Source organism: Paenibacillus harenae (assembly GCF_030812415.1).
In the GTDB taxonomy this organism is placed as follows: Bacteria; Bacillota; Bacilli; order Paenibacillales; family Paenibacillaceae; genus Pristimantibacillus; species Pristimantibacillus harenae_A.
The window spans coordinates 719,941-737,182 of the sequence record NZ_JAUSST010000002.1 but is presented as its reverse complement, the minus strand read 5'-3'; the positions used below and the strand labels follow the sequence as shown (position 1 = coordinate 737,182).

14 protein-coding genes are annotated in these 17,242 nt (G+C 52.9%); 7 read left to right on the top strand and 7 right to left on the bottom strand.

Annotated elements, in window-relative coordinates:
- The first annotated feature begins 109 nt into the window (after nucleotides 1-109).
- Complete coding sequence (locus tag J2T14_RS08235) at nucleotides 110-442, top strand: hypothetical protein (RefSeq protein ID WP_307203873.1); 333 nt, start codon at nucleotides 110-112, stop codon at nucleotides 440-442.
- Nucleotides 443-445: 3 nt separating this feature from the next.
- On the opposite strand, the gene gndA is transcribed toward J2T14_RS08235, so the two are convergent.
- The 6 genes from gndA to J2T14_RS08205 all read right to left on the bottom strand — a co-directional run bounded on the left by gndA (nucleotide 446) and on the right by J2T14_RS08205 (nucleotide 8,326).
- Nucleotides 446-1,858, bottom strand: a complete 1,413-nt coding sequence (gene gndA, locus J2T14_RS08230) for an NADP-dependent phosphogluconate dehydrogenase (RefSeq protein ID WP_307203872.1) — start codon at nucleotides 1,856-1,858, stop codon at nucleotides 446-448.
- 286 nt (nucleotides 1,859-2,144) lie between these two features.
- Complete coding sequence (locus J2T14_RS08225; RefSeq protein ID WP_307203870.1) at nucleotides 2,145-2,741, bottom strand: hypothetical protein; 597 nt, start codon at nucleotides 2,739-2,741, stop codon at nucleotides 2,145-2,147.
- Nucleotides 2,742-2,929: 188 nt separating this feature from the next.
- Nucleotides 2,930-4,642 carry a proline--tRNA ligase gene (locus J2T14_RS08220; protein ID WP_307469709.1) on the bottom strand — a complete coding sequence of 571 codons (1,713 nt, stop codon included), beginning with the start codon at nucleotides 4,640-4,642 and terminating at the stop codon, nucleotides 2,930-2,932.
- Between the two features lie 376 nt (nucleotides 4,643-5,018).
- Nucleotides 5,019-6,176 carry an ABC transporter permease gene (locus J2T14_RS08215; protein WP_307469706.1) on the bottom strand — a complete coding sequence of 386 codons (1,158 nt, stop codon included), beginning with the start codon at nucleotides 6,174-6,176 and terminating at the stop codon, nucleotides 5,019-5,021.
- The gene (locus tag J2T14_RS08210; protein WP_307469704.1) at nucleotides 6,169-7,335 is read right to left on the bottom strand and encodes an ABC transporter permease; all 1,167 of its coding nucleotides are present in this window, start codon (nucleotides 7,333-7,335) and stop codon (nucleotides 6,169-6,171) included. The genes J2T14_RS08215 and J2T14_RS08210 overlap by 8 nt, the downstream gene beginning before the upstream one ends.
- Nucleotides 7,336-7,381: 46 nt before the next feature.
- Entirely contained in the window at nucleotides 7,382-8,326 is a 945-nt protein-coding gene (locus J2T14_RS08205) for an ABC transporter ATP-binding protein (RefSeq protein WP_307469701.1), read from the bottom strand.
- Nucleotides 8,327-8,609: 283 nt separating this feature from the next.
- Here J2T14_RS08205 and J2T14_RS08200 point away from each other — a divergent pair, with 283 nt between their 5' ends.
- The 3 genes from J2T14_RS08200 (at nucleotide 8,610) to J2T14_RS08190 (ending at nucleotide 11,167) form a co-directional block, all read left to right on the top strand.
- The gene (locus J2T14_RS08200; RefSeq protein ID WP_307469698.1) at nucleotides 8,610-9,740 is read left to right on the top strand and encodes a sensor histidine kinase; all 1,131 of its coding nucleotides are present in this window, start codon (nucleotides 8,610-8,612) and stop codon (nucleotides 9,738-9,740) included.
- A 66-nt stretch (nucleotides 9,741-9,806) separates the two neighbouring features.
- Nucleotides 9,807-10,481 carry a response regulator transcription factor gene (locus tag J2T14_RS08195; RefSeq protein WP_307469695.1) on the top strand — a complete coding sequence of 225 codons (675 nt, stop codon included), beginning with the start codon at nucleotides 9,807-9,809 and terminating at the stop codon, nucleotides 10,479-10,481.
- Between the two features lie 38 nt (nucleotides 10,482-10,519).
- Nucleotides 10,520-11,167 carry a YktB family protein gene (locus J2T14_RS08190; RefSeq protein ID WP_307203862.1) on the top strand — a complete coding sequence of 216 codons (648 nt, stop codon included), beginning with the start codon at nucleotides 10,520-10,522 and terminating at the stop codon, nucleotides 11,165-11,167.
- Between the two features lie 219 nt (nucleotides 11,168-11,386).
- On the opposite strand, the gene J2T14_RS08185 is transcribed toward J2T14_RS08190, so the two are convergent.
- On the bottom strand, nucleotides 11,387-14,416 hold the full coding sequence (locus tag J2T14_RS08185) for an efflux RND transporter permease subunit (protein ID WP_307469692.1): 3,030 nt from the start codon (nucleotides 14,414-14,416) through the stop codon (nucleotides 11,387-11,389).
- Nucleotides 14,417-14,667: 251 nt separating this feature from the next.
- Here J2T14_RS08185 and J2T14_RS08180 point away from each other — a divergent pair, with 251 nt between their 5' ends.
- The 3 genes from J2T14_RS08180 (at nucleotide 14,668) to J2T14_RS08170 (ending at nucleotide 17,219) form a co-directional block, all read left to right on the top strand.
- A complete protein-coding gene (locus J2T14_RS08180) occupies nucleotides 14,668-15,447 on the top strand; it encodes an ABC transporter ATP-binding protein (protein WP_307469689.1) in 780 nt (259 codons plus the stop codon).
- Nucleotides 15,444-16,463, top strand: coding sequence for an ABC transporter permease (locus tag J2T14_RS08175; protein ID WP_307469688.1), 1,020 nt, complete (start codon nucleotides 15,444-15,446; stop codon nucleotides 16,461-16,463). Before J2T14_RS08180 ends, J2T14_RS08175 begins: the two co-directional genes overlap by 4 nt.
- A gap of 75 nt (nucleotides 16,464-16,538) precedes the next feature.
- The gene (locus J2T14_RS08170) at nucleotides 16,539-17,219 is read left to right on the top strand and encodes a TetR/AcrR family transcriptional regulator (RefSeq protein ID WP_307203858.1); all 681 of its coding nucleotides are present in this window, start codon (nucleotides 16,539-16,541) and stop codon (nucleotides 17,217-17,219) included.
- The last annotated feature ends 23 nt before the right edge of the window (nucleotides 17,220-17,242 follow it).

Below are 17,242 nucleotides of genomic sequence, written 5' to 3'. Positions count from 1 at the left end.
ATATTCCCCAACATCATATCATTTTTTTTCAATTCTAGGGTATAAAAAAGTTGCATATGCCGTATGGATGTTAAAGATGCATAACTTCCGGACAGGAGTGAAGCTAGAGATGAATAACGAGCTGGATTTGCCTCCGCCTCAGCGTACCGAATCGCAGATCGACCGCATACTGAATCCCGATCACCCGCTATGCCGCGCGGACGTCATATGGATGCTTGAGTATATCAAAAAAAAGGTGGCTGATGAGGATCCCGCCTTAATGGATCTCACGCAGCCACGCTTATTGCAAAACTTTCATTACTTTGCCGAAGCAGCCATGTCCCTGATTAACCGCAGAAATTGCTGCGATCAAGAAGCCGATCGATTGCGCGATTGGCTGCGGGAAGCCGCATACGGCATCAATCCGAACAAAACCGATAATCGTTCGCCCCGCGGGCGCTGACGATTAGGATTGAATCCAGTTGTAGTGGAACGTGCCTTCTTTGTCGATGCGCTTGAACGTATGCGCTCCGAAATAGTCGCGTTGCGCTTGCAGCAGGTTAGCTGGCAGACGCTCCGTGCGGTAGCTGTCGAAGTAAGCGATCGCGCTTGCGAAAGCAGGGACAGGTACGCCGTTAGCGATAGCGATCGATACCACTTCGCGCCATGCGCCTTGGTACGACTCGACGATTTCCTTGAAGTAAGGATCGAGGAGCAGGTTGCGAAGGCCTGGATCGCGATCGTACGCGTCTTTGATGTTTTGCAGGAAGCGCGCGCGGATGATGCAGCCGCCGCGGAAGATCATCGCGATGTCGCCGTAGCGAAGATCCCAGCCGTACTCTTCGGAAGCAGCGCGCATTTGCGCGAAGCCTTGTGCGTACGAGCAGATTTTGGATGCGAACAATGCTTTGCGAACCGCTTCGATGAATGCCGCTCTGTCGCCTTGGAAAGGCTTCTTGGCAGGACCGCTAAGCACTTTGCTTGCTGCAACGCGCTCTTCCTTCATAGCGGACAGGAAGCGAGTGAATACCGATTCCGTAATGATCGACAAAGGCACGCCCAGATCAAGCGCGCTTTGGCTTGTCCATTTGCCGGTACCCTTCTGGCCGGCGGAGTCAAGAATGACGTCAACCATCGGTTTGCCCGTCTCTTCGTCGTATCTGGAGAAGATGTCGCGCGTAATTTCGATCAGGTAGCTGTCAAGCTCGCCTTTGTTCCATTCCGTGAAAATCTCGTGAAGTTCTTCCGCGCTAACGTCAAGGACGTTCTTAAGCAGGTCGTAAGCTTCGCAAATGAGCTGCATATCGCCATACTCGATGCCGTTATGAACCATCTTCACATAGTGACCTGCACCGTCTGGTCCGATGTATGTGCAGCATGCGTCTTCGCCGACTTTCGCCGAAATTGCAGTCAAGATCGGTTCAACGAGCTCGTAAGCCGATTTTTGTCCGCCCGGCATGATCGAAGGGCCTTTCAAAGCGCCTTCTTCGCCGCCGGATACGCCAGTACCGATGAAGCGGAAGCCCTTAGCTTCAAGGTCTTTGCTGCGGCGAACCGTGTCAGGGAAATAAGCGTTGCCGCCGTCGATAATGATGTCGCCTTGCTCCAAGTGCGGAACAAGCGAATCGATTGTAGCGTCGGTGCCTGCGCCGGCTTGTACCATGATAAGGATTTTGCGCGGTACTTCAAGCGATTGCACGAACTCTTCGATCGTATAAGTAGGAACGAGGTTTTTGCCTGCTGCTTCTTGTACAAGATCGTCTGTCTTCTCGCGGGAACGGTTGAATACCGATACCGTGAAACCTCTGCTCTCGATATTGAGTGCCAAGTTTTTGCCCATTACTGCCAGTCCGATTACGCCAATTTGCTGTTTCGACATTTGGTTTCTTCCATCCTTTGTTTTTTATTTGCGTTGCAATGTCTTTATTCTACTCCTTTTGCAGCCGAATGAAAACTATTTGCATGAAAAAATATCGTTTTGCGCACATTAGAATTATTGACCGCTTCTAAAAGTTTATCTTATAAATAGCCGTAATATCAAGCCCCGCGCCGATTTCAAGCCGCGAATGCAGTGAAATAGGCACAACAGAAAAACGATCAAACGCTGGAAAAGCTTAGTCAGCATTCGATCGTTTAGCTTTTTGTGATGAAAAAAATTTTCATCCCTATAATTCAAGCTGCAGCATTTCCGTTCGAAGAACAGCCAGCTTCTCCTTCGATGCGTTTGCCGCTTCCTCATTGCCATCCTGCAGTGCGTCGAACAGCATCGACAGCTCGTAATCAAGCTCGTAGCGCAGGACGATTGCCCTCTCTTCCGCTCTCTTCGATTGGAACGCTTTAATCATTTCCTCTATCGTTACGAAAGGCTTCTTCTGATAAATAATCCGATGTTCCATACCTGACACCTCCACGAGTCGTATAATCTCACCGAACATGATGCTCTCAATGACGATTTGACGATCTTTGATTCGCTTCACTACCGCATGTCCACGTGTGTCATTAATCAGCTTCTCGATCAACTCTGACAGCTTCTCGTCTTTAATGATATAGTCTCCGACAATCTTGTACCGGCTCTTCATTCGTTGGAACCGAAGCTTGACGAGCTTGCGGCCGGTGCGAATCGATACGAGAAACTGACCCTCCGTCTCGCTCCAATATAAGGAGTACCCTTCCTGAATCAGATCGCGGATGAGATTTTGGATTTGCCGGCGGTCAAATCGCAGTTCTAAATTGCAATATTCGACTTCATAGCTCTTGTTCACGGCAATCCCTCCCTTGCTTCATGATAGTTGACGAAATAATCTGATAATTTGTTCTTACCATTATCTTATACTCCATCTTATGTAATGGCAACTTGGATTATTGACTAATTTTATGGAATCGGGCGCCTGTTTACGAAAAAAGGGAACAAGCCCGCCTGGAAATCGCGGATTGTCCCCCACCTGTACAACTAGTGTTCAACTGCCAGCATTGACGCCATTGTAAGCGCTTCTTCGATCGATAGCTCCTTCGCGGCCGCCTCGCTCCGTCGTTTCACCTCGACGATGCCGCTCGCGGCTTGTCTGCCCACCGTTATGCGCAGAGGTATGCCGATCAGATCGGCATCCTTGAACTTAACGCCCGGCCTCTCGTCCCGATCGTCAAGAAGCCATTCGATGCCGGCTGCCTCCAAGCGTTCGGCCAATTGAAGGGCGAGCGCCATCTGGGTCTGGTCCTTTGCCGACACCGGCACGATATGGACGCGATATGGCGCAATCGATGCCGGCCACACGATACCTTGTTCATCGGCATGCTGCTCAATGACGGCAGATAGCAGTCGCGAGACGCCAATGCCGTAACAGCCCATAATGAGCGGCTGCGCCTTGCCCGCCGCATCGAGGAACGTCGCTTCCATCGCTTCGCTGTATTTCGTCCCCAGCTTGAATACATGTCCGATCTCGATACCCCGATTGAATTGCAGCCGGCCTTCCTCGCAGCGAGGGCAACGGTCGCCCATCGCCGCATTGCGATAATCGCCGCTCGCTTCATAGGTGAAATGAACGCCTGGCTGAACGTCAACAAGATGGTAATCCTCTTCGTTCGCTCCGACGATGGCAGACGATATTTGTGCTGCCGCTATATCCGCGTAAACCGGAATGGTCAAACCGACTGGACCTGCGAAGCCCGTTGGCGCGCCCGTCACCCGCTCGGTCGTCTCCTGATCGGCAAGCGCGAGAGAGACGACGCCTAGCGCTTGCTTCACTTTGATATCATTTACCTCGTGATCGCCTCTCACGAGGATCGCTACCGGTTTACCGTCCGCGATGAAGATGAGCGTCTTGATGAATGCGGTAGCTTCAAGACCAAGCGATTCCTTAAGCTGTACGATTGTCTTGCTGCCTGGCGTATGCAGCCGTTTAGTCTTTGTCGGTTCAACTACGTCAGCTTTATCATTCGTCGCTATTCCGTACTCCGCCTTCTCCAGATTGGCCGCATAATCGCAGCAGGTGCACGAGGCGATCGTATCCTCGCCGATATCGGCGAGCGCCATAAACTCATGCGTGCCTCCTTCGCCGCCAATCGAGCCCGCATCCGCCTCCACCGCTCGGAAGTTCAAGCCGCAGCGCGCGAATATGCGATGATAGGCATCGTACATCGCAACATAGCTGCGATGGAGGCCTTCCCAGTCCGCATCGAACGAGTAAGCGTCCTTCATCAGAAATTCTCGGCCGCGCAGCAGGCCGTAGCGAGGACGCTGCTCGTCGCGAAACTTAGTCTGAATCTGATAGAGCGTAGCCGGCAATTGGCGATAAGAGCTGATCTCTCCCCGCATCAGCGCCGAAATCACCTCTTCATGCGTCGGACCAAGCGCGAACTCCCGATCATGGCGATCGCGTAGCCTTACAAGCTCCGGCCCGTACACCTCGTAGCGGCCGGATTGGCGCCATAGCTCCGCGGGCTGCAGCGCCGGCATCAGAACCTCTTGGCCGCCCGCCTTATCCATTTCCTCGCGAACGATCGCCTCCAGCTTCCGCAGCACGCGGCGTCCGAGCGGCAAGTACGTATAAACTCCTGCGGCAAGCTGCCTGACAAGACCTGCCCGCAGCAGCAATTGATGGCTGACGGCTTCCGCTTCAGACGGCGCTTCCCGCAGGGTAGGCATAAGCAATTGACTTTGACGCATGTTGGATTCCCCCGTTTATCCTGATTTTTGGCATAAAAAAAGAACGCGCTCGTCAGGGACGAATGCGTTCGCGGTACCACCCTAATTTTGACTGCCCGTGGATGCGGCAGTTCTTCATTCGATAACGGAATATGAACATTCCGGCGGGAAGCTGCCTTGAATATCGGCAGCCGCCGCAGCTCGCAAGGCAGGGAGCAAACGGACGTTCATGGAAGCCTTTCAACCGGCGGGCTTCCTCTCTGTTACGAACGGTGTATCCGAGTTGCGTAACCTTGGTCTACGCTATTGTTATATAGCAATTCAAAAACGAGACTTATACTATCCTATATTTTTACACCATCCGTTAACCGAAAGTCAAGATACTTCTGTCATTCGTCTACCGGCTCAGCTTGCTCGGCCTAAGCACCGCCGAACCGAAAGCAATCAGAACGGCCGCGAACAGGAGCAGAATCGCGAGCTGCAAGCCGATATCCGCCACGCTTCCGCCTCCCCCTAATCGGTCGATCGCCTGCAGCGCCCATTTCTGCGGCAAGAAGTTCGCCAGCTTCTGCATGAACGTCGGCAGCATCGACAAGGGGAAGAAACAGCCGCTGACCATGCAGCTGGGCATAATGACTAAGTTGTTCATCTGGGTTAATTGCCTGCTGTCTCGGACTAATCCGGCAATCGCGGTCGTAAGGCCGACTGCGGCAAGCAAGAAAAATTCGAGGACAATCAGCATATAACCGTAGGAAACGCCGGGATCGTATTGGAACACGAAGTAGGTCAAACTTAACACGATGACAAGCTGCAGCGTGCCGACAGCCATGCTTCCGAGAAAGTTGCCTAACGAAATATCTATTGCCCTGACCGGTGCCGTATACATCCTCGCCATCGTACGAAGCTCTCTATCCTCCATGACGAAGCCGATCGATTGACTGACGAGCATCATGACGAACATGAGCAGAATACCGATCATGATCGGATTGGACAAAATAGTGCCGAGCTTCATTCCAACATGTTTTGTCGTAACGACCGGCTTCTCTTGCGCAGCCAGCAGCTTCTGAAGAAGCGGCAACATCTGCTCCTTATCGACGCCTTCCGCACGGGCAACCATGCCTGCCGATGCAGAAAGCTTCATCGTCTCCGCCTCAAGCGTCGTAGCCAGAGAAGCATTCCAAAGCTGAACATTCATGCGGTAGAGCGCAGCAGGAACATGTTTGCCTTCCAATAGGCTGACTGTATAATCGGACGGGATATACACGGCCGCATCTGCTTTGCCGTCCAGCACCTGCTGTTTCACATCCTCATCGGAAGCGCCCGATGCCTCGCGCACATCATACAGCTCTTCCCGCGCCAAGGCTGCCGTCAAATAGGAGCCTAGCTCCCCCGCGTCCGCATTCGCAACGACGATGACAGCTTGTTGTCCTTGCGCGCTGAGCAGACCGGTTAGTACCGACAAAAGAATAGCCGGAAGAAGCATGTTGAGGAATAACCCCCGCCTTGAGCCTACTGTACGTTTTATAAGCTGAATGGCAATCGCTATGCTAGGCATGCCGCTTCACCACCTTTGGCAATCTGATCATAGCGAAAACGGAAAGCACGGCAGCGATCATGGCCAGAATAGCTACCTCTTGGCTGTAGTCGGACCAGGATGAGCCGTTCATAATCGCACGAAGCCCCTCGTTTGCCCAATGATTGACCGTCCACTTGGACGCGTCCCCGATGATGACGTCGATATCCGCAATCATTCCACCGCTTACGAAAGTCATGGAGAAGGCGACGATGCCGAATACGGTTTGCGTCGTCTTCACCGTCTTGGCGAAGGAGGCGATAATGATAGCAATTCCCGCGCCGACAGCCGTTGTAAGCAAGCTGATGAGGAAGAGCCATCCATAATTCGTCCCCCAGTTGACGTCGTATACGAATTTCGTAAACAAAACGATGATAATGGCCTGCAACGCCGCGACCAGGAAAGATCCCGTTACGATGCCCAGCACAAGCTGAATGAAGGAAAACGGCATCGTGAACATCCGCTGCAGCGTGCCGTTCTTATGCTGATTCAGCAGCTCAATAGCTGCCAGCATCCCGCCATACAGGAGGAACATGATTAAATAAGTAGCCGCATAATATTGCATCGCGGAAACCGAGCGAAAAATTTGATTTTTGTCTCCGCCGAGCATGCCAACGAGAACAAAAGGTTCAGCCGCATCCGGCTCGCCGACACCCTCCTGCTCGCTTCCCGCTTCAGGCCCGAGGATCTCCCGCGCGGACATTTGCATATTGAGCTCGGTTAGATAGCTGTCGATGACCGATTCAACGGCCAAGTTTTTCTCGACAAACCGTCCGGAGTACGTGCGCCACGAGACGGTCTCGCCCTTGAGAACGCGGCTGGAGTAGTCCGCCGGAATGACAACGCCGTAATCGGACTCGGATTCAGTCACGGAAGGCTGCACATCCCCTTCCTCCTTCGCGGCAAGGAAGCGAACGTAAGGTTTGATCTCATCATTCGACCAGAATGCGTCCACGCTGGCGCGCAGCTCTCCCCGATCCGCGTTGTATACGATGACTTTCGCCGGCTTGATTTCTGTATCGAAAGCACTACCCAGCATATAAATAAGAACGAGCGGCAATACGATTAAAATTAAAATCAATGTCTTTTTGCGACTATATTTGAGCAGCTCATAATAAGCCGTCGTCCACCAAATACGCATAACATTCGCCTCCCAAGCTTGTTAAACCGAGCCGCCGCGATTGCAGCTATTCGTCCCGCAGAGTGCGGCCGGTCATTTGCAGAAACATCGATTCCAAATTCGGCTCTACCCGCGTCAGTTTACGCAGAGTAATGCCGTGCTTCTGGATTATGAAAAGCAGGTCCTGAAGCATCGAAGGCGACTCCTTCACCGTTACCTCTACCGTTGTTCCGTTCTCCTGCTCATCGATGCGGCGAACGCCCGGATGCCGGGTCATCTCCTCCGCGGCTTGCCCCAGCTTGCGATCGATCTCGAAGATCAGCTTCTCCTCTTGCCCTGCCTGCTGCTTCAGCTCTTCCTTCGATCCGCACGCAATAAGCTTGCCGTTATCCAGTATACCGACCCGCGAGCAGATCGCTTCTACCTCTTCCATGTAATGGCTCGTATAGATAACGGTCGAGCCCAGCTTATTTAGCTCGCGCACCGAATCCAAAATATGATTTCGGGACTGCGGATCGATGCCAACCGTCGGTTCGTCCATAATGATGAGCTTCGGCCGATGCATGATCGCGCACGCGATGTTAAGCCTCCGCTTCATACCGCCGGAGAATGTCTGCGGCTTGTCGCCCGCCCGCTCCAGCAGACCAACGAATTGAAGCGCCTCCGCGACCCGCTCCTGCAGCAGCTTGCCCCTTAGTCCGTAGAGTTTTCCGAAAAAAGTCACGTTCTCCCGGGCCGTCAGCGTCTCGTAGATTGCAAGCTCCTGCGGCACGAGACCGATTCTTCGCTTCACTTCCAGCGGCTGATTCTTGATCGAGTAACCGCCTACCGTAATATCGCCGCTGCTGGCGTTCAATAGGCCGGACAGCATATGAATTGTCGTGCTTTTTCCCGCGCCGTTAGGCCCTAGCAACCCGAATACTTCGCCCTCGCCAATATCTAGAGACAAATGGTTTACCGTCATCTTCGTATCGTATTTTTTGACCACATCTCGAAATGAAACCAAACTCATTCGTAATCATCCTCTCATGCGCCCTTATTACCTCTGATTATACGGATGCAATTGGATAAGAGCAGGTCTCTAAAGTCATAACAGCAAGATGACGAAAGTCATTTTTGCCAAAATAAAGAACATAAGCGCCGCCGGCGACCTTCATTGACGACGTGTGCTATAATGATAAAACTCCTACCGCAGTACTTCGAGGATGTGCGTCCGCATATAAGCGGAAAGTTTAAATATGAAACTTATAAAGCCTTATAATTGGAACAAATTCAGTTTCGGGAGTCCGTTCTCTATGAATGTCATGCTTCTCCGAATGCGAAGTCTGCTCGTTGCTATACCGGCAATCGTAACCATAATAGATATCGATGCAAGAACATACGCCCCCTACACGGCATTCGCACTGCTCGCCCTCTTATTCGGCAAAGCCGATACCATAATGCCAAAACTGGCGGGACCGATATTGATTGCGGAGCTCCTGTTTTTCGCATGGTTCTCCTTTTCGTATGGCGGAATTCTGTACCTGCTGCCCTTCTCTACGTTGATTGCGGCCTTTCGCAGAAGACCCGCCATGCGCGAGTGCGCAGCATGGACCATAGCCGGCTGCGCTGCCCTTACGGTCGGGCTATACGGCAGAGATCCTGAATTGATCGTTGCTCTCCTCGTCTTATGGGGAACGGCTGCGGGCTTGCTTTATGTAACGAATGATTTTGAGAATAAGAGATACAAATTCGAAGAGCTGTACGAAGCGCTTACGGTAAGCAACGAGCAGTTGGACGCCGCCAGAGGCCGCATGAAGGACTATGCCGCCCAAATCGAGCAGTATGCCCAGACGGAGGAAAGAAACCGTATCGCCAAGGACATTCATGACGATCTTGGACATCGACTCATTCGCGTGAAAATGATGTCTGAAGCCGCGCTCCGCCTGTTTGACGTCGATACGGACCGAGCACGCGATATCGTCGAGCAGATCCGCGATCAATTGCAAGACAGTATGGAGCGTATGCGCCGTACCGTTCGCAAGCTGGCAGCGGAAAGCGATGGGGAACCGCGGCGTTATGCGCTAGACCGATTGATGGCGGAATCCGTAGACGGGCTTGGCTTCGAGGTTCGCTTCGAGGTGCAAGGCATTCCGAGACCGATCTATCCGAGCATGGAACTTATTCTGTTCAAAAATGCGCAAGAAGCGATTACGAACGCAGTCCGGCATGGCGAAGCCACAGTCGTCACTGTCGAACTGCGGTTCGACAGCGACAGCGTATCGTTGACTGTCGCGAACGACGGATCGCTGCCGATCGAGCCCGTGGAAGCCGGCCTTGGCATACGCGGCATGCGGGAGCGAATTGCGCTTATCGGAGGAAAGCTGGAGGTTACGACCGAGGAACGATTCGCCATCACGACCACTTTGACTTTATTAAACAAGTAGCAGCCGTCGGCGAAAGCGTAGTAAAATGCGGGCTGCATAGCGCCATACATAGAGGAGGTGCAAACGATGATCAAGGTGCTAATCGTCGATGACGACCCATTCATTCGAGAGAGCATGCAAGTCATTTTGGATCTGGACCATGAGCTTCGTGTCGTTGGCATTAGCCAAAACGGCAAGGAAGCGGCCGAATATGCAAGCGCGCATCCGGTCGACGTCGTATTGATGGATATTCGAATGCCGGTCTGCGACGGCGTGGAGGGCACGAAGCTGCTCCGCGCGCTGCCGAATCCGCCTGCCGTGCTCATCCTGACGACTTTCGACGACGATGATTATATTGCTCAGGCTATCCGCAACGGAGCGAACGGCTACTTGCTGAAGAACGTGTCGCCGAGCCTCATTATTAGCGGCATCAAGACCGTTCGCCAAGGCACGATGCTCATCCATCCCGATATTGCACGCAAGCTGGCGGGCATGCTTGAATCGCCCCGCGGCGCTTCGACGGAGCCATCCTATCTATTCGATCAAGTCAGCAAAAGTTTGGCAGAGAAAGGCTTGACGCAAGCGGAATGCCAGATTGTCCGCCATGTAGCCGACGGGCAATCGAACAAGGAAATTGCGTCGTCGCTCTTTCTAAGCGAAGGAACGATCAAGAACTATATTTCCGAAATACTAGGCAAGCTTGAATTGCGAGACCGCACGCAGCTTGCCATCTATTATTTAAAGCTGATGCAGCGCAACTAAGCGCAAATCATACAGATACAAAGGAGAGAAATCATACCATGGCAACGAAGAATGCTGCAGCCGGGCTTATCGGCTTTACGCAAGAGGATTTTAACGTATTTCAACTAGAGGGACTGGAGGAGCGGATGGCTGGCATTCAAGAACGGATTCAGCCGAAGTTCCAAGCTATCGGCGAGCGACTTGCCGGCGAGCTTGCCGTCCAGGCGGGCGACGAAATGCATCTCCATATCGCAAAGCATGCAAGACGCAAGGTTAACCCGCCGAAGGATACTTGGCTTAGCATTTGCAACAACAAACGCGGGTACAAGTCGCATCCGCATTTTCAGCTTGGATTGTTCGATGATCATCTGTTCCTGTGGCTGGCGCTCATCTATGAAGTGCCGAACAAAGCGCAGATCGCTACCGCTTATTTGGACAAGCTGGATGATGTAATCGCGGCCGTTCCCGAGAACTACATGATTTCGCTTGACCATACGAAGAAGGAAGCGACGAGAATCGGCGATATGAGCACGGAAGATTGGAACAAGGCGCTCGTCCGATTCCGCGACGTTCAGAAGGCGGAGCTGCTGATCGGCCGCCACATTCCCGCGGATGACGCTTTGCTGCGCAGCGGCGATATTTTGCTGAAGTTCGCCTCCTCCACGTTCGAGACGCTTATGCCGCTCTACCGGATGTCGCTCGTTTAGACTATACCGCGAAAGGCCGCCCATGCTGTATGCATTGGACGGCCTCTTTTCTTTGTTTACGTGCTTCTATTCACGGATCGTATAGACCTCATAGGATTTTTAGTCCGTATTCGTATGTAGCACCTTATTTGTTTTGTATTTTTAACGTATGACATTGGTCAGTCGTAGAAAAAAAAAGAGCCCGAGCCGTTAGTAACAACAACTCGGGTACATATCCAATTATTCGGCAGCTGCCGCCGCTTCCATCGAAGCCCCGTTCACATTCGCACTACGCTGCTTATGCGACTTGCGGAAGTACAACAGCTCGTAAATGCATGGAACGATAATGAGCGTAAGCAGCGTTGCTGCCGTCAACCCGCCGATTACAACGATAGCAAGGCTTTGCGATACGATGCTTCCCGATTCATGCGAACCGAAGATCAGCGGCAGCATGGCGGATACCGTCGCTACGGCTGTCATGACGATTGGACGCATGCGAGTGGTGGCCGCTTCGATGAGCGCCTCGCGAATCGGCATATGCTCCTCGTTCTGTCTTACCCGGTCGAGCAATACGATCGCATTCGTGACGACGATGCCGATTAGCATAAGCGCTCCGAACATCGCCGTGAAGTCTGGCGTTACGCCGGAGATGAGCAGCCCCGTAACTGCACCGATCGCCGCGAGCGGCAACGAGAACATAATGGCCAGCGGGGTACGCAGCGTCTTGAACGACAGCACCATAATCAAATATACGAGACCGATGGAGATGAGGGCCGTTAAGCCCAGATCGGCGAAATCGCTCGCTTGCTCCGCCGATGCGCCGCCTACGGATAGAGCAACGCCTTCCGGCAGCTTAAGCTCATTCGATTTGGCCGTAATCGCTTTGCCGACGACCGACAGCTCTTTCGGCTCGACGGTAGCCGTTACGCGTACATACATTTTGCCTTCTTTGTGATAGAAACTGCTTGGTTCTTCCTTCCTGACGAGCTCCGCGATGTCGGACATTGCTTTCGGTCCGGCTTCCGTCATCACCGTCAGCGATTTCAAATCCGTTTCCGAGGTTGGATCAAGCACCGGCTGCAAAATAACAGGCGTCTCATGATCCTCGATACGGATGCTGCCGATCGGCAGCGGGTTCAGCATGCTTTGCAATTGCATCGCCAGCTCCTCGCCTTTCGCTGCAGCTGAATCGATATTGAATGCATACACCGGCTTCTTCTGCTCCAGGTTGCTTTCCACCTTAAGCACGCCGTCGACCGGCTTGAGCGCCGTAAGAAGCTCTTCGGCCGCTTGTTCGACCTTCGCCGTATCGTCGCCGGTTACGTCAACGAAAATCTGCGAAGAACCTCCCCCCATCATCAGATCGGTAGCGTTCGCGAGCAATTCCGCTTCACCGTAACCATCCTTCTGTTTCTTCACATCGGCCATGAATTGCTCGGCATCGACGCCTTCCTGCAGATCAACGATGTAGGATACGAGGGTCGGTGAAGATACGCCGCCATATTGCGCGGCTTCCGAGCTGTTGCCAAGCGTCATCATGACCCATTCGACATTCTCTTTGTCAGCCGTCAAATAAGATTCGAGCTTCTTGCCCCCGTCCTCTAGGGTCTCGGCCGGCGTATCGCTTGGATATTGCAGCGACACATTGACTGTTCCTGCGCTTGAAGAGTCAAGCGCCCCCTTCGGCATCGCGACATAAGCGCCTATCGAACCAACGAATAGGACAAGCGCGACCAGAATCGGCACCCACTTCCGTTGCAGGTTCCAACGAATGAAAGCGGCGAATTTCGGCGAGCCTGCATGCTCCTTCTCCTTCGTGCCGCGCAATAGCCATGCGCTTAGCAAAGGAACAACCGTCAGCGCTACAACAAGCGAAGCCAGAAGCGAATACGCGACAGTTAACGCAAACGGCAGGAGGAATGCCTGCAGCGAGCCGCGAAGCAGACCCATAGGCAGGAACACTGCAACCGTTACAAGCGTCGATGACGTGATCGCCGATGCTACTTCCTTCGTCGCATCCGTAATGAGCTTCATCGAGAACGGCTCTTTTTGGAGTCTTCTATATATGTTTTCAATAACGACGATACTATCGTCGACTAGTCGGCCAACCGCAACCGCGACGCCGCCAAGCGTAATGATATTCAGCGATACGCCGGACAATTGCAGCAAATAAAGCGTAATGCCAAGCGACAGCGGTATCGATACGACCGTAACGATCGTCGCCTTTAGATTGCGCATGAACAATAAAATAACAATGGTAGCGAATAACGCACCCAATAGCACTTCGCGCAGCATGCTGTTCACAGAGGATACGACCGATTCGGCCGTACTTAGCACGACGGAAGCTTCGATGCCTTGAACATCCTCGTTCAGGCGGTCCACAGTCGCTTCGATTGCGTTGCCGGCTTTGACCGCATTGGCGTCGGCAGACTTGGAGATCGTGAACATAATCGCATCCTTGCCGTTCAGACGGTTAATACTCTCCCGGTCGTTGGCAAAATCGACGTTTGCTACATCGCCAAGTATTACGCCTGGGGCGATCGGAAGCTTGCGAAGCGTCCCGATATCCGATATTTGATCGTTAAGCACGACGTTCGCCGCCGATCCGTCCACATTCTTCTCGCCAAGCGACGCCGTTACGCCGCGCCCTTGCAGCACGCCCATAAGCGACTGAACGGGGATACCGGCCGACGCCAGTTTATCCGTTAGCGGAGTTACTTGAATCGTCGGCGTCGATTTGCCGCCTATCGCGATCTGACCCGCTCCTTCGGAGCGCTGCAGCTCTGCTTTCACTTCCTTGAACTTGTCGTCCTTTTGTTGATCCGTCAACCCTTCCTCGAAGGTCAGCACGACCCATGAGATCGGTATCATCGACGTATTGAATTGCACAACGAACGGCTTCATTACGCCAGCCGGAAGCTGTACCTGGTCTACGATGCGCTCGATCTCCGCTTTCGCATCCTTCATGTTCGTCTTCGAATCGAAATTTAAATTAACTTGGGCGTAACCATCGCCAGAGGTCGAGAACATCTCCGTCTTCCCTTTGACGAAGGCAACGGCTTCTTCAATCGGCCCCGTCACCTGCTGCTCCATCGACTTCGCGTCGTTGCCCGGCCCGATAGCCGTAATCATGACTTGCGGATTGTCCGCTGCCGGCAGAAACTCCATCGGCAGCCTCAGGTAGCTCACCACCCCCATCGCTAGCGCCATGATTACAATCAGAATAATGGCTGCTTTATTACGGAAGGACCACTCCGTCAATCTGTTCATCTTTCCCGACTCCTTCTCCTACACGGTTTCTTTGTTTTTGTCTTTCTAATCATAAATGTCAGGCAGACTTTGTAAAAACGTCTCGAGAAGGTTATTCGCTCTCGTCTTTAGTCGTAATCGGTCTACGTCTTAAGTCTAGGTTTGTCGATATAATGAGTAAGTACTCACTTCTATTTCTCTGTCGTTTCGCTTATACTCAAAGTAGTGAGCAATCACTCTTATAAGCATTCCATTCGAGGAGCGTGTATTTCATGTCAGCAATCCCTTCGATGAACGCGGAACTTGAGCCTGCCCTGCAATTACATCAGATCCAGCGCAGATTCAATGGCAAAACCGTCTTGGACGGCATCTCGCTAACGATTCCGCAAGGCGAGTTATTCGGCTTGCTCGGGCCGTCCGGCTCGGGCAAAACGACGCTTATCAAGCTAATGACCGGCATCGACCAGGCCGATGGCGGCAGTGTACGCATGCTCGGCGAGCCGATCCCGCAGCTAAAGATGCTGCAGGCTTTCGGCTATATGGCGCAAGCCGACGCGCTCTACAATGAACTGACCGGCAAGCAGAACCTGGCCTTCTTCGGGGCTTTATTCGGCTTGAAGGGCGAGCAGTTGCAAGCGCGCATACAAGCGGTTGCGGCGTTAGTTGAGCTGACCGACCATCTAGGCAAGCCGGTCGGCGCCTATTCAGGCGGGATGAAGCGCAGATTATCGCTGGCCGCCGCGCTGCTTCACGAGCCAAGGCTGCTCGTTCTCGACGAGCCGACCGTGGGCATCGATCCGGTGCTGCGGCGCTCGGTCTGGGCGGAGCTGTCCACGCTTAGCAAGCAAGGCGTTACGATCATCGTTACGACCCATGTCATGGATGAAGCCGAGAAATGCAATCGCCTCGGCATGATCCGTGACGGCAAGCTTATTGCCGTCGATACGCCTGAGGCTATTATCGCGGAAGCCGGCGTTGCGACGATTGAAGAAGCATTCATCGCGCTTGGACAGCAGCAAGCAGTACGTTCGGGGACGGGGGCGACACGATGAGAATACGCGCACTTGCCATTCGCATCATTTTGCAGTTTATTAAAGACAAACGGACGCTCGCGCTCTTGTTCCTCGCTCCGCTGCTCGTCTTAAGCTTGATGAAGCTCGTCTTCGACGGTCAAGCCATTTCGCCTGACATTGGTACGGTAGACTTGCCCGAAGCGTATATCGGCGGCCTGTCTAACGCGAATGCCGCAATCATCGAGTACGACTCTGCTGACGAGGCTCAGCAAGCGCTGCGAGAAAACAACCTCGACGCTGTCATTCAAATCGGCGCCAACGGACCCGCGATCACGCTCGAAGGCAGCGATCCTTCGATGAACAAGGCCATTCTGCTATTAATTCAAAACACCCTCCAAGCAAAAGCCAGCTCGATCGCGCCAGCCGTTACTTATTTGCATGGCGGCCCGGATATGGCTCCCTTCGACTCTTTCGGACCGGTACTCATCGGCTTCTTCTCTTTCTTTTTCGTCTTCCTGCTTGCCGGCGTTTCTTTCTTAAGAGAGCGCACGAGCGGCACGCTGGAGCGTCTGCTTGCCTCGCCGATCCGCCGCAGCGAGGTTGTGCTCGGCTACCTGGCAGGATTCGGTCTCTTCACGCTCGTACAGTCGATGCTTATCGCCTGGTATTCCATTCATGTGCTTGGCATGTACATGGCCGGCCAAATCGGTTACGTGCTCCTTATTAATTTGCTGCTGTCGTTGACCGCGCTGACGCTAGGGACGCTTCTGTCCTCGTTTGCCAGCAATGAATTTCAAATTATTCAGTTCATTCCGATCGTCATCGTGCCGCAAGCGTTTTTCTCCGGCTTATTCAATCTGGACGCAATGAATCCATGGCTGCAAAAAATCAGCAATGCGATGCCGCTCTTCTATGGTGCGGATGCGATGCAAGGCATCATGATTCGCGGCGAGGGCTGGTCTGATTTTCAAATCGACGTATATGTGTTGATCGGATTCTCCTTGCTGTTCGCTTTGCTGAACGTGCTTGCGCTGAAGAAGCACAGAAGGATGTAGGCTTACGATTACTTTGCTATAATAGCTGGAACGGCAATAGCATTTGCAATATGGGCAATGGCAAGGAGTGAGGGAGTGTCTAACCGCATGGAAGAGCAAGAACCGGTCGAGAAGTGGCTACAGGAGTTACTGAAGCTCGACGAGGCCGAACATTCGATGACAGAGAAGCAGTTGAAGATCGTGCAGGCTGCCGCCGATATTTTCGCGCAGAAGGGGTTCGCCGCCTCCTCGACGAGTGAAATCGCGCAGCGCGCGGGCGTTGCCGAAGGTACGATATTCCGTCATTACAAGACGAAGAAGGATCTGCTGCTATCGATCGTTACGCCGGTTATGGCGAAGCTGATCGCGCCGTTTGTCCTTCGGGATTTCAATAAAGTGCTGGACAGCAAGTACGACAGCTACGACCAATTACTGCGCGCCATTATCGTGAACCGGATCGAATTTCTCGAGAAGCATATGCAAATTTTCAAAATCTTCATTCAGGAAATACCGTTTCACCCCGATCTGCAAGAGCAGTTCCAGAAGCTTATACTGTCCAAAGTGCTGGAGAAGCTGACCGTCAGCGTCGAAAAGTTCCAGCGGGACGGCTCGCTTATCGGTTGGTCGCCGCTGACGATCATACGGCTATCGGTGTCAAGCTTAATCGGTTATGTGCTGGCGCGTACGCTGTTCGGTGCGAAGGATTCGGTAAACTGGGATGATGAAGCGGAGAGAGAAGCTACGATTACGTTCATCTTGAAAGGGTTGGCTCCATAATCAACAATCTACAAAGAGAGGGC

Excerpts from the sequence above, each read along its gene's own strand:
- J2T14_RS08235 (WP_307203873.1), top strand. The coding sequence starts at position 110 with ATGAATAACGAGCTGGATTTGCCTCCGCCTCAGCGTACCGAATCGCAG.
- gndA (WP_307203872.1), bottom strand. The coding sequence starts at position 1,858 with ATGTCGAAACAGCAAATTGGCGTAATCGGACTGGCAGTAATGGGCAAA.
- J2T14_RS08220 (WP_307469709.1), bottom strand. The coding sequence starts at position 4,642 with ATGCGTCAAAGTCAATTGCTTATGCCTACCCTGCGGGAAGCGCCGTCT.
- J2T14_RS08215 (WP_307469706.1), bottom strand. The coding sequence starts at position 6,176 with ATGCCTAGCATAGCGATTGCCATTCAGCTTATAAAACGTACAGTAGGC.
- J2T14_RS08210 (WP_307469704.1), bottom strand. The coding sequence starts at position 7,335 with ATGCGTATTTGGTGGACGACGGCTTATTATGAGCTGCTCAAATATAGT.
- J2T14_RS08205 (WP_307469701.1), bottom strand. The coding sequence starts at position 8,326 with ATGAGTTTGGTTTCATTTCGAGATGTGGTCAAAAAATACGATACGAAG.
- J2T14_RS08200 (WP_307469698.1), top strand. The coding sequence starts at position 8,610 with ATGAATGTCATGCTTCTCCGAATGCGAAGTCTGCTCGTTGCTATACCG.
- J2T14_RS08195 (WP_307469695.1), top strand. The coding sequence starts at position 9,807 with ATGATCAAGGTGCTAATCGTCGATGACGACCCATTCATTCGAGAGAGC.
- J2T14_RS08190 (WP_307203862.1), top strand. The coding sequence starts at position 10,520 with ATGGCAACGAAGAATGCTGCAGCCGGGCTTATCGGCTTTACGCAAGAG.
- J2T14_RS08185 (WP_307469692.1), bottom strand. The coding sequence starts at position 14,416 with ATGAACAGATTGACGGAGTGGTCCTTCCGTAATAAAGCAGCCATTATT.
- J2T14_RS08180 (WP_307469689.1), top strand. The coding sequence starts at position 14,668 with ATGTCAGCAATCCCTTCGATGAACGCGGAACTTGAGCCTGCCCTGCAA.
- J2T14_RS08175 (WP_307469688.1), top strand. The coding sequence starts at position 15,444 with ATGAGAATACGCGCACTTGCCATTCGCATCATTTTGCAGTTTATTAAA.